The organism is Microcoleus sp. M2_D5, from assembly GCF_036701935.1.
In the GTDB taxonomy this organism is placed as follows: Bacteria; Cyanobacteriota; Cyanobacteriia; order Cyanobacteriales; family Microcoleaceae; genus Microcoleus.
Genome location: NZ_JAUBRP010000020.1, coordinates 49,744 through 70,299 on the forward strand (window position 1 = coordinate 49,744; position 20,556 = coordinate 70,299).

General features: G+C 46.2%; 12 protein-coding genes and 1 other RNA gene. 3 read left to right on the forward strand and 10 right to left on the reverse strand.

The genetic code is table 11. From position 1 onward, the window contains the following. Window positions 1–60: 60 nt before the first annotated feature. Window positions 61–318 carry a DUF2811 domain-containing protein gene (locus QUA50_RS11240; RefSeq protein WP_333265569.1) on the reverse strand — a complete coding sequence of 86 codons (258 nt, stop codon included), beginning with the start codon at window positions 316–318 and terminating at the stop codon, window positions 61–63. Window positions 319–545: 227 nt separating this feature from the next. Here QUA50_RS11240 and QUA50_RS11245 point away from each other — a divergent pair, with 227 nt between their 5' ends. Next, window positions 546–806: a hypothetical protein gene (locus QUA50_RS11245; protein ID WP_333265507.1), complete on the forward strand. Its 261-nt coding sequence runs from the start codon at window positions 546–548 to the stop codon at window positions 804–806. Window positions 807–834: 28 nt separating this feature from the next. Here the strand turns inward: QUA50_RS11245 and QUA50_RS11250 are convergent, their stop codons facing one another. Both QUA50_RS11250 and QUA50_RS11255 read right to left on the reverse strand, forming a co-directional pair. Beyond that, window positions 835–2,343, reverse strand: coding sequence for a cryptochrome/photolyase family protein (locus tag QUA50_RS11250; protein WP_333265505.1), 1,509 nt, complete (start codon window positions 2,341–2,343; stop codon window positions 835–837). An 89-nt stretch (window positions 2,344–2,432) separates the two neighbouring features. Beyond that, window positions 2,433–3,092, reverse strand: a complete 660-nt coding sequence (locus tag QUA50_RS11255) for a class I SAM-dependent methyltransferase (protein WP_333265503.1) — start codon at window positions 3,090–3,092, stop codon at window positions 2,433–2,435. 676 nt (window positions 3,093–3,768) lie between these two features. Here QUA50_RS11255 and QUA50_RS11260 point away from each other — a divergent pair. Beyond that, the gene (locus QUA50_RS11260; RefSeq protein ID WP_333265501.1) at window positions 3,769–5,814 is read left to right on the forward strand and encodes an ATP-binding protein; all 2,046 of its coding nucleotides are present in this window, start codon (window positions 3,769–3,771) and stop codon (window positions 5,812–5,814) included. 38 nt (window positions 5,815–5,852) lie between these two features. On the opposite strand, the gene QUA50_RS11265 is transcribed toward QUA50_RS11260, so the two are convergent. The 5 genes from QUA50_RS11265 to QUA50_RS11285 form a co-directional block, all read right to left on the reverse strand. After that, window positions 5,853–7,100 carry a Gfo/Idh/MocA family oxidoreductase gene (locus QUA50_RS11265; RefSeq protein ID WP_333265499.1) on the reverse strand — a complete coding sequence of 416 codons (1,248 nt, stop codon included), beginning with the start codon at window positions 7,098–7,100 and terminating at the stop codon, window positions 5,853–5,855. Between the two features lie 341 nt (window positions 7,101–7,441). Beyond that, window positions 7,442–8,149, reverse strand: a complete 708-nt coding sequence (gene rnc / locus QUA50_RS11270; RefSeq protein WP_333265497.1) for a ribonuclease III — start codon at window positions 8,147–8,149, stop codon at window positions 7,442–7,444. 369 nt (window positions 8,150–8,518) lie between these two features. Next, window positions 8,519–8,952, reverse strand: an RNA gene (gene rnpB / locus QUA50_RS11275) — RNase P RNA component class A. Between the two features lie 353 nt (window positions 8,953–9,305). Continuing rightward, entirely contained in the window at window positions 9,306–10,484 is a 1,179-nt protein-coding gene (gene corA, locus QUA50_RS11280; RefSeq protein ID WP_333267062.1) for a magnesium/cobalt transporter CorA, read from the reverse strand. Between the two features lie 76 nt (window positions 10,485–10,560). After that, the gene (locus QUA50_RS11285) at window positions 10,561–14,796 is read right to left on the reverse strand and encodes a PAS domain S-box protein (protein WP_333267064.1); all 4,236 of its coding nucleotides are present in this window, start codon (window positions 14,794–14,796) and stop codon (window positions 10,561–10,563) included. Between the two features lie 843 nt (window positions 14,797–15,639). On the opposite strand from QUA50_RS11285, the gene hemG reads away from it, so the two are divergent. After that, window positions 15,640–17,100: a protoporphyrinogen oxidase gene (gene hemG, locus QUA50_RS11290; protein WP_333267066.1), complete on the forward strand. Its 1,461-nt coding sequence runs from the start codon at window positions 15,640–15,642 to the stop codon at window positions 17,098–17,100. A gap of 114 nt (window positions 17,101–17,214) precedes the next feature. Here the strand turns inward: hemG and QUA50_RS11295 are convergent, their stop codons facing one another. Both QUA50_RS11295 and QUA50_RS11300 read right to left on the reverse strand, forming a co-directional pair. Continuing rightward, complete coding sequence (locus QUA50_RS11295; RefSeq protein WP_333267068.1) at window positions 17,215–17,907, reverse strand: response regulator transcription factor; 693 nt, start codon at window positions 17,905–17,907, stop codon at window positions 17,215–17,217. Window positions 17,908–18,012: 105 nt separating this feature from the next. Continuing rightward, window positions 18,013–20,286 carry a hypothetical protein gene (locus QUA50_RS11300; protein WP_333267070.1) on the reverse strand — a complete coding sequence of 758 codons (2,274 nt, stop codon included), beginning with the start codon at window positions 20,284–20,286 and terminating at the stop codon, window positions 18,013–18,015. Window positions 20,287–20,556 lie beyond the last annotated feature (270 nt).

The following is a 20,556-nucleotide window of genomic DNA, read 5'->3' on the forward strand; positions in this document are numbered from 1 at the left end:
GCCCTCTCGGTCAACTCAAATCCTTCCTAGAAACTGCGTCTCCCCCTCTCCCCTTCTCCTTTAAGATCGCGGAGTTACATTGTTGCTGTGCAAGTCTTGAGGAGATTGAAACAGAGTTTCGAGATACACTCTCGCAGCTTGGCGATAACTGCGCGAAGCTTCAGGCGTACCGCTATCGGCATTCTGCAACAAAAACAGCGACAGGGCCGCGCAAAATACTCGGTCTAGATCCCATTCGGGATGGGTTTCCAGGTAAGTTTTGAGAGAATCGTGCAGCGTTTCAGGAATTTCAGCAAAAATACTGACTGTTGGGTTCATCATTTTTTTTTAGTCTCGCTAATAAATTGAAAACAGAACCCCCCCTTCGGCCGGATACAGGTGCAGGTACAGCCGAAATCAGAGCGCTTTTTTTTAGGTCGGTCGCATCATTGTGCGCTATGAGGGGGTGGGTTTGTCAATGTTGCGAAGTATTACAAAGTCCTTTAGATTAAAAAAAGGTTTACCAAATAATAAGCTTTTCAGGGCATTTTTTGTTACATATCTTTATGTTTAGGGGGATTTATGAGAAATTAGGCAGCAAGTTAAGGAAATCCCCAATTCCGCAGCAAGATGCTACCGTGCCGTTAATTTCTGTGGAAAACTTTGTCGAATCTGTGGAAAACCTCAGACTTGCCTGGGGAAACGCTGTGGAATGTTTAGGGAAAAGTCAGGGAAAAAATAAGAATTGCAAAGGGCATGGGGCATGGGGCATCGGGCATGGGGCATCGGGCATGGGGCATGGGGCATGGGGCATGGGTAGGAAATGACTAATGACTAATGACTAATGACTAATGACTACTGACTTCCTAAGTGCCACTCTGCCGCTTTTTGCCGGATGGTTGCCAATTCTGCAGGCGGCATTTTGTCGAGATTGGCTAAGATAAAGCTCATGCGACCGATCGACTGAAGTTTGTCCCGGTGGCGCGCTAGGAAATCCCAGTAGAAGAAGTTGAAGGGACACGCATTTTCGCCCGATCGCACAGTGCGATCGAATTTGCACCCCCGACAATAATCGCTCATTTTATGAATGTAATTGGCAGAAGCAGCATAGGGCTTCGACGCCAACACACCGCCGTCAGCAAACAAACCCATGCCCAGCACATTAGTCTGCATTACCCAGTCATAGGCATCCACAAACGCACTGTGGAACCATTTTTCTAGCTCCTGGGGCGAGATTCCCGCAATTAGACCAAAATTGCTCAAAATCATCAACCGCTGGATATGGTGCGCGTAACCGCTGCCTTCGACTTGAGTTAAAACTTGGCGCAAACAGTTCATATCTGTTTTGCTGGCGTCCCAAAAAAATTCCGGCAGCGGCTGAGTGTGGTTGAACCAATTCTTTTCAAAATAATCAGCATCCACGTAAAAATATACACCGCGAATGTATTCTCGCCAGCCCAGAATTTGGCGGATCAAACCTTCGACGCCGTTTAAACTTAAGTTTTTTTCGAGGTAGGCTGTTTCGGCCGCTTGAATAACTTCTAAAGGATGCAGCAAGCCAATATTGAGATAGGGAGAAATTAGGGAATGCCACATTGTGTCCTCCCCCGTTACCATCGCGTCTTGATAAGGGCCAAAAGCGGGGAGACACTGTTCGATGAAATTCTCCAATACTTGCAGTGCTTGCTCTCGTGTAACCGCCCAGCGAAAAGGTTCAATCTTGCCGTAAGTTGGGAAAGATAGAGATTTAACTTGTGCGATAACTTCTTGAGTTATGGCGTCTGGTTCAAACCAGAGAGGTTTCGGGGTATCCAGTTTTCCTTTGGGTGGCTGACGATTTTCTTTGTCAAAATTCCACTTCCCTCCCACAGGTTTATTGCTGCTATCCATTAAAACTTGAAAACGCTGGCGGCTGGCTCGATAGAAGTCTTCCATTAACAAACGTTTGCGGCTTGAAGCCCAATCTTTGAATTCAGTTTCTGTCCAGAGGAATTGATTGTTGGGAATTAGGGTTATTTGACAGGGGAGTTGCAAGTTTTGAACGAGCTGTAAAAAAGGTCGATCGTTCGGAGCCATCACCCGCACTTCGGTGATGTTGTGAGCTTGTATCCAAGCTTTGAGAGGTGCTTCAAAGTCCTCCGATTTTGTGTAAGTAACTTGCCATCCACTGCCGCGCAATTCTTCAGCAAAGTGCCGCATTGCCGACCAAATTAATACTAATTTTTGTTGGTGGTAGCGCCGCTGTTGAACGTGCTGCCAAGATTCAATTAAAATTATCGGTAGGGAGGATGTATCATCTGTGCGGTTGAGAGCAGCTTGCTTCTCCCACAGTTGATCGCCTAATATCCAAACGCCAACAGTCATTTTACTTGTTTTTTAGTGAAACTTATTTTTTACTTTTTATGATGCCTGGTGGTCTAGTCAAGAAACTTAATTTATTGACAACTCCCCCGTCATAAGTTTTCAGGATAACCTGAAAACTTACTAGAGCATAACATTGATTTCCAAAGATAGGGACACCGACCAGCAAATTTAAATTTTATGTCGGTGTATCCTTCATGTGTTAATAATTTGGTCAGCGTATCTACTGAGAAAAATTTAATGTGACCGTTATCCCAAAGAACTGTAAAATGTCGATCTAGTTGGCCAGAAACCGCTAAAGCCAGATTTTTTAAATATCCGTGATATGGTGTGGAAATAATTAATCTGCCTCCCGGATTGAGGCATCTTCTTGCAGTTTTTGCTAGTTCTTTAGGATAAAGCAAGTGTTCGATTACTTCAATAGCTAATACAACATCAAATGAGTTCAAAATATCGGTATCTGGAAGGTCGTAAATATCTGCTTCGATAAACTGACAATCGGGGAAACTTTGACGGGAGATGGCAATTCCGGCCGCTGAAGTGTCAACGCCGACAACTTCGCAGCCGTGCTCTGCGATAACGTGACTGAGGCTGCCATTGCCGCAGCCGAGATCCAAAACTCGGAGTTTTGTCTTGCTGGTATGCTGAAGTGTCGCCAGCATTTCTAAAAGGGGAGATATCAAATATGCGTGATGATATCTCGGACGGTTGTTTGTGTAATAATACGTATAATTGGTAAAGTTTTTTTTCATCGATTAAGCTATGGAGATTATTGCCGAGACCGCGAATTTACCGAGCGTGGGTACACTGTTTGGGCCAAGGTTCCCCACATTACGGTTGTCAGAGTCGATCGGCAGCTCGATCGTCTCATTCTTTTTGTTTGACAGGTGAATTATTTTCACTGAATCAAACTGAATCAATCAGATGGCAAAAGAAATATTTGACAGGGTGCAAAATCTCGCATCGCCCATCTCTGGCCCATCTCTCGAAGGCCTTGGGAAAGAAAAAGTCCGATCGAGCAGAATTTTCTCTGTCCACTAGCCGGAGAAAGAACTTTTTGCCCCTTAATTTGCGGCCCAGAGTGCATCTATGCGATTCTAGCTTCAAGCAACGGCGGTATGTCCACCCGACGCTTTTTGCAGCCTGAAAAATTGGCACCAGGGCGATCGGGTGCCAGTCGTTCCGAGAATTGAGCAGGGAAGTGTGACCGAAATCACAGGCATTTGCCCAACAAATTGCTGAGCATCTTTGGGCCCACACACTTAGAATCGAGATTATTACAGTGGCTTCTATAATTGTGTTTAAATGTTGTTCGGAAGCTGTGTTGTCCAGTCAGCAGAGCCCCCTAGACAGATTCATGCTTTCGGTCTGGTTTATTTCACTTTAATGGTCGCTGTTGGGTGTTGCACCTTAATTTAGATATTTCCTATGGTTAAGTTAGGTCAATCCTCCTTTCGCCGTATTTTACTGTCGCGGATTTTGTTGCTCAGCGTACCTGTTCTACTGGTGGGGGAGTATGTTACCTATCGCAAGGCACGCTCGACGCTTCTGGAAACTGCTCGTCAAAACTTGACAGAAAGTGCAGTCAGAAAAGCAGACACTATTGAACAGTGGGCGAAATCGCTGAAGTCGAATCTGATCGGCGCTTCGGAAAGCTCGATGTTGCAGTCGGTAGATCCGAAGGATTATCAAAAGTTTATCGCCCAATTAGGGCAGCGGTTGCCGACGCAGGTTGATTGCTTGCAATTGACTAATTTAAAGACAAATCAAGTGATAGCAAGCACTTGCGGGCAGCAGCCGATTCAGTCGTTGCCGGCAAAATTTTGGCCGCCCGTACAGCAGCAGCAAACGCTGCTGGACGACAAGAGCGTTTACATCAGTCTGTCTTTACCTCCGCAGCGACAGGGGACAGCAAACGATCGGAAGGCGGCTTTGGGGGCTGAGGATTTTCCCGATGCGGGTAAAGAAGGCTCCGATAGCCAAGCGAGTTTGGTGTTGAGCGCTCCTGTTTACATTCGTCGGGGCAATACCCTGCAGTTGAGTTATGCTTTGAGTTTGCAGTCGGCATTGCCTGTGCAAACCAGCGCTCCCAAGGGCTCTTTAGCTGGCTATACGGTGGCGATCGACCAAGATGGGACGATTTTGGCGCACCCGAATATCAATCGCGTGGGCCGCAATATTGACCAAGAGGCAGATGCCGCTCGACTAAAAAGTATTGTCAGAAGGGCGATGGCCGGCGGAACAGCTTTTCTCCACCTATTTTCCTTTGAAAGAAATGGTGTAGAGTTGCTAGCAGGATACGCCGCTATTCCGAGTCCTTCAACTACACAGGAGAACAGCAAGTGGATTATTTTAGCTGTCTCTCGTTTAGATTACGCTCTGTCGGGTTTGGAAGAAATTCAGCAAGTTTTATTTAATTTAATTGTAGGTTTGGTTGCTGCTAGTATCATCGCCACTTTATATCTGTCTCGCGACTTGGCGCGTCCTGTGGAAAAACTGAGAGACTACGCGATGAAAGTAGATACCGAAGCGTCGCAGACAGTGCCCCAAGATTTCCAAATTAGGGAATTCAATCAACTATCAGAAGCACTCAACAGCATGGTGCAGCGCCTCAGATCCTGGGCCAGAGAACTGGAAGTCGCAACCAAAGAAGCGCAAGTTGCAAATCAATTAAAAAATGAATTTTTGGGAAACATTTCTCACGAATTGAGAACGCCGCTCAACGGGATTATTGGTTTTATTCAAATTGTGCGGGACGGCTACTGCGATGACCGAGATGAAGAAATGGAATTTCTACAGCGGGCCCACGACTCGTCTATGCAATTGCTCAATATTATTAATGATATTTTGGACATTGCTAAAATAGAATCCGGCACGTTCTCCATGATGTTAGAAGTAGTTGATATTACTCAGGTACTTGAAGACGCGATTGATTTGCAAGCGAGTCCAATCGAGGAAAAAGGCTTGAAGTTAAGTTTGCCCGCTCCTCACGATCCGATTATTGTTCATGCCGATCCAGAGAAGCTAAAACAGGTGTTTTTAAATGTTTTGAGCAATGCCGTTAAGTTTACAGAGTCTGGCAGTATTAGTATATCTGTGCGGCTAGAGTCGAGAACTAATTCTGGTAGTTTTAACGGCAGTGCTGAAAGTACAACGGGCCCCAGCGGTCAAAGCGATTGGGTGGTGGTGACAATTAAAGATACGGGAATTGGTATCGATCCCGAGCACCAGCAGAAATTGTTTCAACCTTTTGTGATGGCTGATGGTTCTACAACTCGCAAGTTTGGCGGTAACGGTTTGGGCTTGGCTATCTCGCGAAGGATAATGGAATCTATGAGCGGAAGCATTACCCTGCACAGCGCGGGCGTGAATCAAGGTACTACGGTGATGATTTCTTTGCCTGTCAATCAGCAGTCAAGTTTTTATTTTCACAGCCCCGACTTAGTAACGGAAAAGGGAAGTTTTAAAAATTGAGGAGTGATGTTCCCAATCTAAAATCTAAAATCTAAAATCTAAAATGGTATTAGGGGCTGTCCGCCGAGTTCGAGGGATTTGCTCAAAGTGCTGAGAATGCGGATTAATTCGACGGAGGCGGCGCCCGAAGAGGTAAGACAGGGGGTATTTGTTTGCACGCAATTGAGGAAGCGATCGCACACTCGCCTCAGCGGTTCTACTTTTTCTAAACTCAACACTTCGCGGTGTTTGAGGCTTGTTGGCTGCGACGCGCTCCTCTTCGTTGGCGTAGCCCCCGTAGGGGCGGGCTTCGCTAACGCACTTTCAATAGAGTGATTCTCTTCGCCCCCGCAATCAGAACGGCCGCGCTGCACAATCAGGGGAGTTTCTGGCGACATTTCGTCAAAAATCAAGGTTCCCAAACTGCCAACAACTGTTAAGCGCCGCTGTTTGTCGGGATTTAGCCAGCACAGATGAATAAATGCTTGAAATCCGTCGGGATAGGTGAGCGTTACCCAAACTAAATCTGCTAGTTTTTCTGCAGGATTAGCAGTCATCCGTGAAGGAGCAAATTGATTTTCAATTTCTGCTGCGTCTTGATTTATTCCTTCTTCCTTGTTCCTTGTTCCTTCTTTCTTCTTCCTTCTATCCTTTACATCCGTTACATCCGTTACATCCGTTACAGAATCCGTTGCCGAACTTCCTGATTCCTTCGGAAAAACAGTGCCGATCGCCCTTACTTCAATTGGCGTTTGTTCCAACCAAGTATTGAAAATAGCGATATCGTGAACGGCCAAGTCCCAAAGGGCATCAACGTCATGGCGAACCGGTTCAAAATGGGTGCGCTGGGCGTAACCGTAGCGCAATTTTCCGAGTTGATGCTGTTGAATAATTCTTTGGCCTCGATCGACTGCTGGATGAAACAGATAAGTGTGGTCAACAAAGAGTTGCCGCTGCTGTTTTTCGGCTAATTGACAGAGTTCTATTGCTTCAGTGAGGTTGAGGGCGAGGGGTTTTTCTGCTAAGACGTGGTAGCCTTGTTTCAGCGCTGCTGCTGCGAGGGTGTAGTGTGTGGAAGCTGGAGTGGAGATCGCCACAGCTTGCAGTCCCGGCAAGGCTTGCACTTGAGACCAATCGGTAGCTAGAATCACCGAGGCATCCAGATTAAACTGTTTTTGAACGGCCGCCAATGAATCTCGATTCGGGTCTACCACCGCTAAAACTTGGCTGTTGGGATGTTCGAGAAAGTTGCGAATTAGGTTAACTCCCCAGCGGCCTGCACCCAATACAGCTATTCCGATTTTCATTAATTATAATTTCAAAAATCGCACAGCAATTCTAGCATATTTTGTTATTATTATCTATGTTTTCACTCAAAAAAATCACTGTTGACTTTTGACTGTTTTCAGTAGTTATTGGTTATTGGTTATTGGTTATTGTTATCAGCTAAGGAATGAGAATTAAATAACTTCCACTCTTGAAAGTGGGATGGGCGTCCCGCCCTTCCAAAAAGGACGGGCGGGACGCCCATCCCACAATAACAATTAAAATTGTAAGTTATTTAATTCGCGCTCCTAACAAATAACAAATAACTGATAACACCACTCAACAGTCAACAGCCAACCGTCAACAGTCAACAGTCAACTGACTACTCACTACCAACTAATTTATTGAAAGCTACCTGAGCCGCTGCTTGTTCGGCCGCTTTGATCGATCGACCTTTTCCCTCTGCTACCAACTTTCCCTGAATGATAACTTCTGCGGTAAAACGATCCTCTCCGCCCTGCACTGTCCCGGTTTCTTGCACGCTATATTTAGGCAAAGTTTTGTATTTGCCTTGAGTCAACTCTTGGAGAGCAGCTTTGTAGTTTTGGCGAGCCGGATCGCTGCGGATTTCTGTTGCTAAGCGTTGAAAGTGAGAATCTAGCCAAGGGCGAATTAATTCTAAGCTCTGGGTACTCAAATAAAGCGCAGCCAGTACCGCTTCCAAAGCATCTGCCAGCCGGGGTTCAGCGCCTGTTTTGTCCGCGGCTGCGCTGCTGGAAACAATTAAATAGCGATCGAACCCGTAACTTTCAGCGATTTTAGCAAGAATGCGATCGCTCACCAAGATCGATCGAATAGCAGCAAATTCCCCCACTGTACAGTCAGGATAAATCTCAAACAACAATTCCGACGCAGCCAGCCGCACAACTGCATCGCCGACAAACTCTAGTTGCTCGTAATTTGCCTTAGCTGACGCGCTCGCATGAGTCAAAGCTAAATCGACGAGATGCCATTTGATCGAAGCATTCTTCGTCAGTCCCAATTTTTGAATTAATGTTTCAAGTTGCTTTTGGCGACCCGGATAAATCATACCATTTTAGATTTTAGATTTTAGATTTTAGATTTTATAATTGCGAATGACGGATGACTATCCGGGCTTGGAGCTTTTCTAAAATTGCATGATTTTTTGAAAATGGGATCAGATTCATATCACTAAAAAGCTTTTCATTAACAAACTCAATAGTCCTCGTGGTGCTGAGCGTCCACTCTGTCAAGGTGGCGAAAAGTGCCTCAACCTCTGGAAATCTATGCTTCTGGCGATCGATAAATCTTCTTTATTTAATTGATTATTAGCAATAAATAACATATCAAGAATACAGCTCAATGGTTACGATGACGCAAACACATTAACTAAATCTTGACAAGTCTGCCCCTAAGCACCTTACCCAAATTTGGGTGGGGAAAAAGTCGGACATAAGCCGGGTTCTGTTCTCTCAACTGCAAGCAGTTTTCGAGGGCAGTTATCTATCTGGGACGCCTGTTACCAGACGCCTCAAGCGGTACCAAAAAACGGAACTGGTAAAAAACCAACCATAGTTCCTCCGACCTTGCTCCCAACTGGGGTTTACCGAGCCAGCACCTCTCGATGCTGCTGGTGCGCTCTTACCGCACCTTTGCACCCTTACCAAATTAGTTGTTGCTTCCCAGTCAAAAATCCTCAGTTACTTACTAATGACCAATGACTGCTGACTAATGACTAATTGGCGGTATCTTTCTGTGGCACTATCCTCACGATCGCTCGCACTGGGCGTTACCCAGCAAGTTTGGTTTTTCGGGAGCCCGGACTTTCCTCAGACAAGCTTTCGCTAATCCGCAACCGCCTGCGCCTACTTTTCCCCCAGATTTATTGTACGCGATCGTTCGTCAATCAATTTTAGATTTTAGATTTTAGATTTTAGATTTAGGAATGAGAATTAAATAACTTCCACAAGTTTGTGGGATGGGCGTCCCGCCCGTCGTTTAAGGACGGGCGGGACGCCCCTCCCACAATAACAATTAAAATGATAAGTTATTTAATTCGCGATCCTTACTTGCAGCATTGAATCTGTAAGCTTAAGGATTTTTGATTGATGATACCAGGATTTATGACACGGCTTCAACTAGGGGCAGGAAACCTTTATCCCTAACAGTGTTTTGAATTATTCACTCCCCTATGCCCTATCTCAAATCTCAAATCTTCAATTCGGTTACTTTAATGAGTCATCTTTGATAGTAGAAAAATTATCAAACCAGCCGCGCCGCCAGAAGAAGTAAACTAAACCAGAGGCGATCGCTACCATGAGCGCCCAACAAAGCGGATAGCCAAAATACCAATTCAGTTCCGGCATATTCCAAGGCGATTTCTCTGTATTGAAATTCATCCCGTATACTCCCGCCACAAAAGTTAGAGGAATAAAGATACTAGAAATCACTGTCAGCAGTTTCATAATTTCATTCATTTTATTGCCAACCGAGGACAGATAAACATCCATCAAACCCGAAGACAACTCACGATAGGTTTCCACCATATCCATCACCTGCACCGTGTGATCGTAACAGTCCCGCAGGTAAATTCGCACCTCTGGACTAATCAAATCACTGCTATCTCGAATCAAAACATTAATTGCATCCCGCTGCGGCCAAATGGCGCGGCGCAGCGTCAGCAATTCTCGCCGGATTTTATAGATTTTTTCCAGGGTTTTGCGGGTGGGGTTCACCACCACTTCATCCTCTAATTCTTCAATGCGCTCTCCGTAAACTTCTAATACAGGGAAGAATCCATCTATAATCGAATCTAACAGAGTATAAGCCAGATAATCTGCTCCGTGTTTGCGAATTATTCCTTGTCCTTTACGAATGCGATCGCGCACGGGATTAAAACAATCGTAGTCGGGTTCTTCCTGAACAGTTAGCAGGTAATGCTTGCCCAAAATAAAACTTACTTGTTCTTTATGAAAAGTATCTGATTCAGGATGCAGCATCACCATCCAAGCAATGATTAAAAGATGTTCTTCATAATCTACAACTTTCGGTCGCTGGGGAACATTAACTACATCTTCCTGAGCCATTACGTGCAAATTAAATACTTCGGCCATTTGCCGCCAAGTTTCTTTGTTTCCTAATCCCAACATATCAACCCAAGAAACAGATGCTGTATCTAAATACGCAGCACCTTCTTGAGGATTTGCCAAGTGAGCGCGAGTAGCTGCTGTTTCGCAATAGTCAATTAATACAATTTCGGGAGGCGGCGCATCGGGTTCTAAGTCGAGAGTTCCCGGCGGAGCCCCCTGATCGTCATAAAAATAGTCAACGTAGGAATCATCATCGTCATCATCTTTAATTGGTTTGGCAACTGCATTAGAAGTATGTATGTTTTTGTATACCATGCTAATATTCCTGACTTTTAGAATCTTTAATTAGATTATCATTTTTATCGTGCAACTACCAATTACCAATCACTCATTACCTCTGCCGAATTGGAATCTCGATCGCAAATTCAGTTCCCTCTCCAGGCGCGGAAATGCACTGCAGCGTCCCTCCGTGTCTTTCCACAACAATCTGATAGGAGATAGACAGTCCCAAACCTGTACCTTTGCCTACTGGTTTAGTAGTAAAAAACGGGTCAAATACCCGACATTTAACAGACTCTGCCATGCCATACCCGTTATCGGAAATTGCGATCGCCACCCGATTGTTCTCCAGCAACTCCGTGCGAATCCGAATCCACGGCGATGCCCCGCAACTTAAAGGTAGACTAGCAAAATCTTGCCGTTCCTCTTCCGAATAACTAGACAATTCCGACTTCCGCTGCCTGACATCTGCTAAAGCATCAACAGCATTATTTAAAATATTCATAAACACTTGATTTAACTGTCCCACGTAGCACTGTATCTGCGGTAAGTTTCCATATTCTTTAACTATTTGAATAGGACGATTTCTGCCATTTTCTTTAATTTTGTGTTGCAAAATCAACAGAGCACTGTCTATTCCTTCGTGAATATTAACACGCTTAAGATCGGATTCTTCCAGGCGCGAAAAATTACGCAAAGACAGAACTATTTGGCGAATTCTGTCTGCTCCGGTTTGAATTGAACTCAGCAGGTGCGGGAAATCCTCTTTCATGAATTCCAGTTCTATTTCTTCTGCCCAATCTTGGATAACCGCCACAGGTTCCGGGTAGTGTGCTTGGTACAAACTGCACAGTTCCAGCAAGTTTTTGGCATACTCGCTAGCGTAAGTGATATTACCGTAAATAAAACTGACAGGATTATTGATTTCGTGAGCAATTCCCGCCACTAGCTGTCCCAAACCCGACATTTTTTCCGCTTGAATTAGTTGAGCTTGAGTCCTGCCTAATTGTTTCAATGTTTGCTCTAGCTGGCTATTTTTATGTTTTAATTGAGCTTCGGCTTGTTTGCGCTTGGTAATATTGCGGGCTAGAATAATAATCTGATCTGAATTAAACGGCAACAGTCGGGCTTCATAAGTTGTTTCTCCTTCCGACATGGAAAGCGAATATTCTATATCGATTGAGTTTCTTGTTTCGGAAATTTCAAAGATTGCTTTGGCAAATTGGCAGGCGACATTGGGTGGCAATACGTCTGTCATTCGTTGACCCATAAAATGTTCGGGAGGTACGTATAAACTCGAAGAAGTTCCTGACAAATAATCCACGATTATACCGTCAGCATCGAGTCGAAAATACAAATCAGGCAAAGCGCGAAAAACTGCTTCTAATTCTAAACTTTTTTGGCGCAATGCTTCCTCGGCGCAGTACCGATCGCTAATATCAAAAATCACCCCGTCCAAATAGCAAACGTTTCCCTCTGCGTCGAACACAGGAGAACCTTTATCCCAAACCCATTTAACCGTGCCGTCTGCTGCTAGCAAGCGGTATTCCAAGTTATAAGACTCTTTGTTTTCTATGCCTTGCCGAATAGTTTCTTCTACTTTTGCCAAATCTTCCGGGTAAATAATGCTGGCAAAAGTCCGACCTCTCCTGTCCAAAACCCAAATAAAATCTGCCGCATGGTAGCCAGTTAATAAGTAAACGGCATCGCTAATAAAATTAGTCGAAAAATCGCACTTCCAGCGATAAACCACTCCGGGAATATTAGCTACCAAAGACCTAAATCTTGATTCACTTCTACGCAAAGCTGCTTCCGATTCATGTCGTTCGGTAATATCGTGAGCGAAAGCTAGCACTGCAAATACATTGCCTTCAGCGTCGCGCAGGGGAAGTTTTTGGGTGTCCAAAATATGTACTGAACCGTCTGCAACAGTAGCCACATCGCAGGGATTGTGGATAATTTCGCCTGCCAGTACAGCAGAGTCGTCTGTGCGGAAGCCTCGGATATTTTTGGCAGAATTTCCAAACACTAGCTCTACTGAAAACCCTAAGTCTAAATCAGATTTGCTAAGGATTTCTTCGACTGTTTTTCCAATCGAGCGAGCGAAACTATTGTTGACCAAAATATAGCAAAAATTTTTATCTTTGGCAAAAATCCAGTCGCTGGTTTTGTCTATAACTGTACGCAGGAATTGTTCGGAACGTTCGGTTTTTTCCAAAGCTACCTGCAGTTCTAGTTCCAGGCACTTGCGAGCAGTAATGTTTTCAAAAGCAACACCGACGCAGTTGTTGGGTAATGGAAAAGCTTTAATAGAAAAAGCGCGAGTTATTCGGCCGCCTTCATCGCAGTCAATATCTTCAACTTCTACGGCTTTCTGGGTGCGAATTACCGAAGCAAATGCTTGGGGAATGTTTTTCGATCGCAGGTGGGGAAAAATCTCGTCGATTGTCATTCCCAAAACATCAGCCATTTCTAATCCGGTAAATAGGGTAGCTGCAGGATTGGAGGCGATCGCCCTGAGAGTGCTATCATCGTCTATATTTTCTAAATGGTAGACGTACAAACCAATTTGCATATTCTCGACAATTTGGTCGTAGAGGCGCACGCTTTCGTCTACCTGCCTGCGTTCGGTAATATCTTCAGTAATCCCCAGAACGTACTGAGGACGGCCTGCAGCGTCGAGAATTGGCACTTTGCGGGTGTGCAGTATTCTCATACCTTTGTGGCGAGTTTGGATCGGCTCTTCGGCTATGTCTTTAACATTAGATTGGTTGCGATCGCCTGTCAATATTTCCCTGTCTTGAGCAGTAAAAACATCAGCTTGTTCTTTGGGGTAAATATCGTAGTCATTTTTGCCGATCGCCTCATCAGAAGTAACACCTGCGATCGTTTCTCCCGCTTTATTCCACAGCACAAATTTCAGCGAAGAAGCATCTTTAGCAAAAACTCCCACCGGCAGATTTTCTACTACGGAATTGAGGAACCCTCTCGCTGATTGTAATTCAGCTTCGGCACGCTTGCGTTCGATGCCTAAAGCGATGACATCAGCAACCGATGCTAAAGTTTCCTGAAAAGGTGCACTCAGCGGCTGGCAACTGATAATTACCATGACTCCCACCAGCCGTTCTTCGACTATCAAAGGGTAGCCTGCAAAGGTGAGAATTTGCTTAGGTATTGGGCAATTTCTCGGCTTTTGACTGGTGTTGATAATTGCTAATTCGGAACTGTGTACATCTTTTGCTTTGGCGGATTCTTCCTCTGGAAACCCAAAATTATTCAGTTCAAATCCGCAGTCAAATTCCGGTTTTTGCTGTTTGGCGATCGAGTTAACCTTACTTTCAATAAAGCTAGCGCGATCGTCTGTGCGGCTGTAGATTCCCGATGCTGCTTGCAATTGGCAAACATTATGTTGAGTGTTGAAAGTCCAAATTTCTGCCGAAGCGACATCGAGATTTCGCACCAGTGCCTCGCAGCAGGGAAGCAGGATATCTTGAGGGTGTCTGGTGAGGGCAATACCCACATCCGCTACCATTGCTGTGAGGCGAGAAGCTTGGGCTTTTTCTGCTTCCAACCGTTTGCGATCGGTGATATCTTCCACCAAAGAAAGCACGGTAAAAGTATCGCCGCTGCGAATAATCGAGTTGAACCAGCGACACCAAATTACCTGTCCGCTTTTAGTATAGTTGCGGTTAATTGAAGTATTGCCGTTGCCAGTGGCCAGTTCAAGCTCGATCGCGCTTACAGCCTCTCTATCTTCTTCGCAAACCAAATCTAAATCGCCGAACTGCTTGCCCATCATATCATCGGATGTCCAGCCAAAGATTTCTTCGGCGCGTTTAGACCATTGAACTATCCGAAAATCTTCATCCCAGCCCACCATTGCCAGCGGACTGTTAGCTGCATTCAACCACAGTAAATGGTTCGATCGGCGCAACTGTTGAGTTTTCTGCTGCTGCCAGCGGTAATGCCTGGTGATATCTCTACCGACGCCCAAAACCCGCATCTGCTTGCTAGAGGCATCCACCGCTGGCGTGTAAGCAGTTTCGTAAATTTTAATCCCGCCGTCTGCCGTCGTCACCTCATGAATTGCCAGCCGTTTTTCCCCGGTAATAAATACTTGTTGCAGGCAAGAATCAATCTGCGAGATTATATTTTTGACAGCAGCATTATTGGGATATAATTTTAATAATTCCTGATTAGTTTTGTTGACTATTTCAGCAGGCTCCAATCCCATCCAAGCAGCAGCGACAGGATTGATCGATAGGTACTTTTGCTGTCGATCGCACTCTAGGAAAGCATCAACAGAGTTAGAGAAAAAAGACTGAAACGAGTTGATAACTTCCTGCATGGGTATTTTTTCATGACAAAAGCTTAGTATTATGAAAACCTCGTGTCTAAAGACCGATCGAGGAAGCACGCATCCAGCAGTTTTCACCGCCTTGAATATTGATTATTGCTACAGGGGTCTACTTGGTCGCTTGGTACTTTTGTGATCTACTTTCAACGGAACAATTACCGTTTCAAATATTTCACGCACGATCGCATAGCAGCTTGAGCTACACCCATATTTTTGATAACCTAATCAGTTAAGACGATAGCTGGTCAACTATGTCTTTTGATTAGGGCATAAAGCCCCATCTCTTCCGAGCGGGGTGCTGACTTGCTTAAGCTCTAAAATTTTCCTAAAGTTAGTTTAACTGATATCTTGCACCATTGTCAGCAACAGGCTTTTCGGCCTGTTCCACAAAATATAAATTTTATTGTGGAACAGGCCGGAAAGCCTGTTCATAAAAGGCTAATTGAGAATGGTGCAACATATAAGTTTAACCCACTCAAATCTTTTTGGGCACTTTACTGCTGCGTTTCCCGGTGCAATTTTCGGCGCTGTTCCCTATAATACAAAAATTTTAAACAAATAGTATTTTTGAGAATATAGCTTAATAACAGCAGATGCTCTTTTTTTACACCAGACCCAGCGGAGACAAAAGCGAGATGGAGAGACGGGGAGACGGGGAGGTGGGCAGATGTTAATCCACAACCTGCGAGAAAAATGCTTAAGAAATGCCCGACAGCTTCCCGATTCCCAATTCCCATTTGGGTAATCAGAAAGCGGTTTGGCAGTACGCCCAGCAAAGAACGCAAGCCGTGCAAAGCCATGTAACATAAAGATTGCGATATTTTTCTATGTAATATGGAACTATTAGATACCTTGATTGTGGGTGCAGGTATTAGCGGTTTGAGTTTGGCGCACGCACTTCACAAGGAAGCAAGGAGTGCATCGCCGCTGAAGATTTTAGTCGCTGAGAGTCAGGGACGTGTGGGCGGGAACATCACCACTGTGACAGCGGGGGGGTTTCTCTGGGAGGAGGGCCCGAACAGTTTTTCGCCGACGCCGGAATTGATGAAGTTGGCTGTGGATGTGGGATTGAAGCAGGAGTTGATTTTTGCCGATCGCAAATTGCCTCGTTTTGTGTATTGGCAAAATAAGCTGCAACCGGTGCCGATGACTCCACCGGCGATGATTCAGTCTCAGTTGCTGAGTTTGCCGGGGAAAATGCGGGCGCTGTTCGGGGCTTTGGGGTTTGTCGCGCCGGCAATGGGCGCTGGACTTTCGCAGCAGGGTAACGAGGAAACTGTTTCTCAATTTTTCCGCCGTCATCTGGGGACGGAAGTGATGCAGCGGTTGGTGGAACCTTTTGTTTCTGGGGTTTATGCGGGCGATCCGCAACAACTTAGCGCCGCGGCGGCTTTTGGCCGGGTAGCAAAGATGGCTGATGTGGGTGGCGGGCTGGTGGCGGGGGCGCTGCTTTCTGCTAAAAACAGACCGAAGAAAATCCCTGCAGACCCGAATGTTCCTAAGACTAGGCCGGGGGAGTTGGGTTCGTTTAAACAGGGGTTGAAGGCTTTGCCAGAGGCGATCGCTGCTGAATTGGGCGATCGAGTGAAACTCAACTGGCAATTGACTCGCCTCGATCGTACAGAACGCGAAACTTACATTGCTGTATTCTCGACGCCCGACGGACAGCAGGAAGTTGAGGCGCGCACCGTGGTTTTGACAACGCCGGCTTACGTTACAGCCGATTTGTTGGGGCCTCTGCAACCGCAAGTTAGCAGTGCTTTACAAGCTTTTACTTATCCTACGGTTGCCTGCGTTGTATTAGCATACCCGCAGTCTGATGTCAAGGGTAAATTAGTGGGTTTTGGAAATTTAATTCCGAGGGGGCAGGGAATTCGCACTCTGGGGACTATTTGGACATCGAGTTTATTTCCAGACCGCGCGCCTGCTGGGTGGCAAACTCTCAGCAGTTACATCGGCGGGGCTACTGATTCGGAAATTGGCAATCTCGACTCAGAACAAATTGTTGGGGAGGTACACCGAGATTTGTCTCGGATTTTGCTGAAACCAGATGTGCCACAGCCAAAAGTTTTAGCGGTGAAGCTGTGGAAGCGGGCGATTCCTCAGTACAATTTGGGGCATTTCGATCGCCTGCAACAAATCGATGAGGGCTTAAAATCTTTGCCGGGGGTGTATTTGTGCAGCAACTACGTTGGCGGCGTGGCTTTGGGAGATTGCGTGCGAAGGGGTTTTGAGCGTGCGCGAGAAGTGGGCGAGTATTTGCAGAACAAACAATCAGATACTCGATCGAGCTGAATTACGGTGTGGGGAGCGCGGGTTGACAAATATCGAGTATGTTAATCCGAGATATTTGTGAACCCGCACCTAGGGCCTTCTGCCTTCATATCCGCTGCCCAATGCCGAATGTTATTAGGTTGTGGGTTCAAATTTGTAACCCACGCCTCGGACGGTTTGAATCATCGAAATTTGATTGGCATCTGGTTCAATTTTGCGGCGAATTTGACCGATATGGACATCCACCACGCGATCGGCTCCTACATACTCGTAGTCCCACACTTCATGCAGCAATTCCGATCGCCTCCACACGCGACCGGGTTTGCTGGCCAAACAGTACAGCAGGTCGAATTCTAAAGCAGTCAAAGCAACTATCTGACTGCCGAGAATCACCTCGCGGCGAACCGGATCTATTAGTAGCTCTCCAAAAGTAAGACTTTGTTGTTCGGCGGGAGTCACAATGCGTTTGCGCTTCAAAATTGCTGCAACGCGAGCTCCAATCTCTACAAGACTAAAAGGTTTAGTAATGTAGTCGTCAGCACCTTCGGCAAACCCTTTCATTTTGTCAGCTTCATCGGTTCGGGCAGTCAGCATCAACACAAACACGCCCGTGCGTCTTTGCATTTCTTGACACAGTTTGTAACCAGTTGTATCAGGTAAATTTACATCTAGAACTACTAAGTCAGGATTGAGTTGCTCAAATAATTCCAGACCAGTCTGACCGTCCTCGCCAGACTCAACTTGATAACCTTGCTGGCTCAAAAAACGGTGAATTAAATTTCGGATTGCCGGGTCGTCATCAACCACAAGGATTTTTACAGGGGCCATGACCACAAGTTTGCTTGAAGAATTAGGCAAGAATATTCAGCCATAATAATAGAAAACTGGATACAAATCTCGAAAAAATTGAGCTTTTAATAGTTATAGCTCTATTTATAACCTACGCAAAATTTCAGGCAATAAATCTCCAGGAACTTTGGATAAGGCTAAATTTTGGCCGGGCAGCCCACATTCACTATAGAAAGCTCTAATCGTTTTGACAATATAGCTCAATGCTGTTTGCCGGGAATCAGCAGCTTGGGAGTTTGCCGCGGCTTGCAGGTTGAGTTTATCCCCATATATTAACCCTTTGTCATTGAGATATTGTCCCCATTCGGCGCACACTTGCAACTGGTGGTGCAGTGCTGCTTCTAGATGGCTTGTCTGTGCGACTTTATTAGCGGCAAAATCTGGGTCGGTGGCTAGTTGATAGTGGGCTAGTCCGAGATTGTTGCGGGCGGCTAAGGCGTCAAAAGTGAGTTGGGTTCGATCGAGCTTTCCGGCGATATCCAAGGCGGCTTCGTAGGCGGTAATCGCCTGCTGCAATGATTCCGTCCGCGCCTGTTTCTGCTGAAACTGGTTCGCCAAATGCCAATAAGCAGTACCGAGATTGTTGTAGGTGGCGGCTGCTGCTGCAGGTACTAATTCGCGGGTGCGGTATTTCAATGCTTCGCGGTAGGCGGAAATCGCCCTGACTAGCAGGGGTTCTGAGGGTTGGTGCTGGGCGAGGTTCCAGCAGGCGGTACCGAGGTTGTTTTGCACTCCGGCATAGTTGAGGGGTTCTCGTTCGGGACTGTAGCAGGAGAGGGCTTGGGTGTAAGCTGCGATCGCGCTTTTGAGATAGACGATCGGCTCACCATCTTGGGCTAAATTCCAGTATGCTGTCGCCAAATTATTCTGAGCAGCAGCGTACTGCTGGGGCTCCGCGGCGGGATCGAGATCCAGCAGCGCTTGTTGGTAAGCTGCAACTGCGTGCTGCAAGTTCTCTGTCTTGTCTCGATAGCGGGCTAAATCAGCCGAGGCGATGCCCAAATTTTTGTTTAATCTAACGCGGGTTTGGGGTACGGTTTCGGCATCTGTTCGGTTCAAACCTTCAAGGTAGAGGGCGATGCTGCGTTCAAGGGCCGATACCGGATCTGAGGCGTTATGCTGCGTGCGATCGCGCGACAGCATCCAGTAGAGAGTGCCGAGATCGTTGAGCAGATCGGAAATTGGCGGTAGGCTGGTGGACTCCTGGGCGTACTGAGTTAAATTTTCTGTCAATTGGGCAATCAGCCGCGCGCATTCTTCAGTTAGCGGTTGATTTTGCTGCGAGTTGCTGTCAACGTCGAGATAGGCAATCACTTGTTCGATCGCGCCAATGGCGATGGTCAGGTTTTGCTCTGAAATGTCTCCGCCCAGAATGCGATCGCGGTAGTAATTCCCCAAACTGTGATAAGCCAAAGCCAAAGCTTCGCAAGAACACTGATGTTCTTGCAGCAGTTCGATGTATTGCAGGGTTTGCAGGGGCAGAAAATTGTCCTCCGACGCGGCATCATTTTCTGATTCCAACTCCTCAGAAGCCGCTGCTAGCACCAAATCTGCCAGTTGGACGGATTTAGAATCTGGCCCTGGGGATGGGGGATGGGAAATTGAGGATTGTTCCTCATCTGCCAGTTGGACGGATTGAGAATCTGACGCTGGAGACGGGGGATAGGAAATTGGGAATTGTTCGTCGGGAATTGGGGATTGTCCAGACAAAGAAGATATTAAAAGTTTGTTGCCAAAGTCTCCGCTGTCCCGCAAATTTCGCAAGTCTGCCGAGTTCCCGAAGTCCTCAAAGTACCCGAAGTCTCCCTTAGCTGGAGTTGGTTCGCCTTCAAACTCAAATACTCCGGTTCGCCAGTGCCAAAATTCTGGGGCCGATTGCTCGATCGAACTCAGCCAGGGGCGCGACACCCACAGCAACAGAGTAGACTCGCACATTTGCAGGTTTGCTTCGATGTCTCTCAAATAGCTCAGGAAAGACCACTGCACGGCTGCTGACTGCCTGGTTAGGTGTTCGGCCCCGATAATTTGAAATCCCGGCAAAGGGCTGTAGCTGCCCCTATTTTGGGGCGGTGGGTGTTGGGTCAGCCACGCGGCGATCGAACCCCAAGGATTTGGATCGCTCAAGTCGAGTTCCAAACTGACAAATCGGGGGTAGTCGATCATCGGGGAGCGAGGATCTGAGCCTGCGCTCTCTGCGGCTAATTCTGTCTGCAAGCGGGCTGCCAGACAGTCTCGCAAGCACAAGTCGTCGCAGGCGGCAATAAAAATTTGACGGCGTAAATTGAGGTCGATCGCCTGTTTCAAGCGTTGGTAGATCAGCTTGTTCGAGCTAGAAACTTTTTGGGAAGGAATAGACATCAGGATCGGTCGATTTTAGATTTTAGATTTTAGGTTTTAGATTTTGGATTGTAGATTTTAGAGTTGAGAGTTGAGAGTTGAAATCTCGATCGTTCATAACTCACAACTCAGCCCCGAAGGCAGTCAATCGATTGCGCGATTTGAGATTTGAGATTTTAGATTGAAGCCTTGACCCCACGGATAAATACGTTCGGCAAGTTTCATCGGATACAGGTTTTTTATTTATGGACGGATCGATCGCGTGGCGGGTATCCTGGATGCGGGAATTGT

What these genes read in the sequence shown, in the direction of transcription:
- QUA50_RS11250 (WP_333265505.1), bottom strand. Translation starts at nt 2,343, where the DNA reads ATGACTGTTGGCGTTTGGATATTAGGCGATCAACTGTGGGAGAAGCAA.
- QUA50_RS11255 (WP_333265503.1), bottom strand. Translation starts at nt 3,092, where the DNA reads ATGAAAAAAAACTTTACCAATTATACGTATTATTACACAAACAACCGT.
- QUA50_RS11245 (WP_333265507.1), top strand. Translation starts at nt 546, where the DNA reads ATGTTTAGGGGGATTTATGAGAAATTAGGCAGCAAGTTAAGGAAATCC.
- QUA50_RS11300 (WP_333267070.1), bottom strand. Translation starts at nt 20,286, where the DNA reads ATGTCTATTCCTTCCCAAAAAGTTTCTAGCTCGAACAAGCTGATCTAC.
- QUA50_RS11285 (WP_333267064.1), bottom strand. Translation starts at nt 14,796, where the DNA reads ATGCAGGAAGTTATCAACTCGTTTCAGTCTTTTTTCTCTAACTCTGTT.
- QUA50_RS11240 (WP_333265569.1), bottom strand. Translation starts at nt 318, where the DNA reads ATGAACCCAACAGTCAGTATTTTTGCTGAAATTCCTGAAACGCTGCAC.
- QUA50_RS11265 (WP_333265499.1), bottom strand. Translation starts at nt 7,100, where the DNA reads ATGAAAATCGGAATAGCTGTATTGGGTGCAGGCCGCTGGGGAGTTAAC.
- corA (WP_333267062.1), bottom strand. Translation starts at nt 10,484, where the DNA reads ATGGTATACAAAAACATACATACTTCTAATGCAGTTGCCAAACCAATT.
- hemG (WP_333267066.1), top strand. Translation starts at nt 15,640, where the DNA reads ATGGAACTATTAGATACCTTGATTGTGGGTGCAGGTATTAGCGGTTTG.
- rnc (WP_333265497.1), bottom strand. Translation starts at nt 8,149, where the DNA reads ATGATTTATCCGGGTCGCCAAAAGCAACTTGAAACATTAATTCAAAAA.
- QUA50_RS11260 (WP_333265501.1), top strand. Translation starts at nt 3,769, where the DNA reads ATGGTTAAGTTAGGTCAATCCTCCTTTCGCCGTATTTTACTGTCGCGG.
- QUA50_RS11295 (WP_333267068.1), bottom strand. Translation starts at nt 17,907, where the DNA reads ATGGCCCCTGTAAAAATCCTTGTGGTTGATGACGACCCGGCAATCCGA.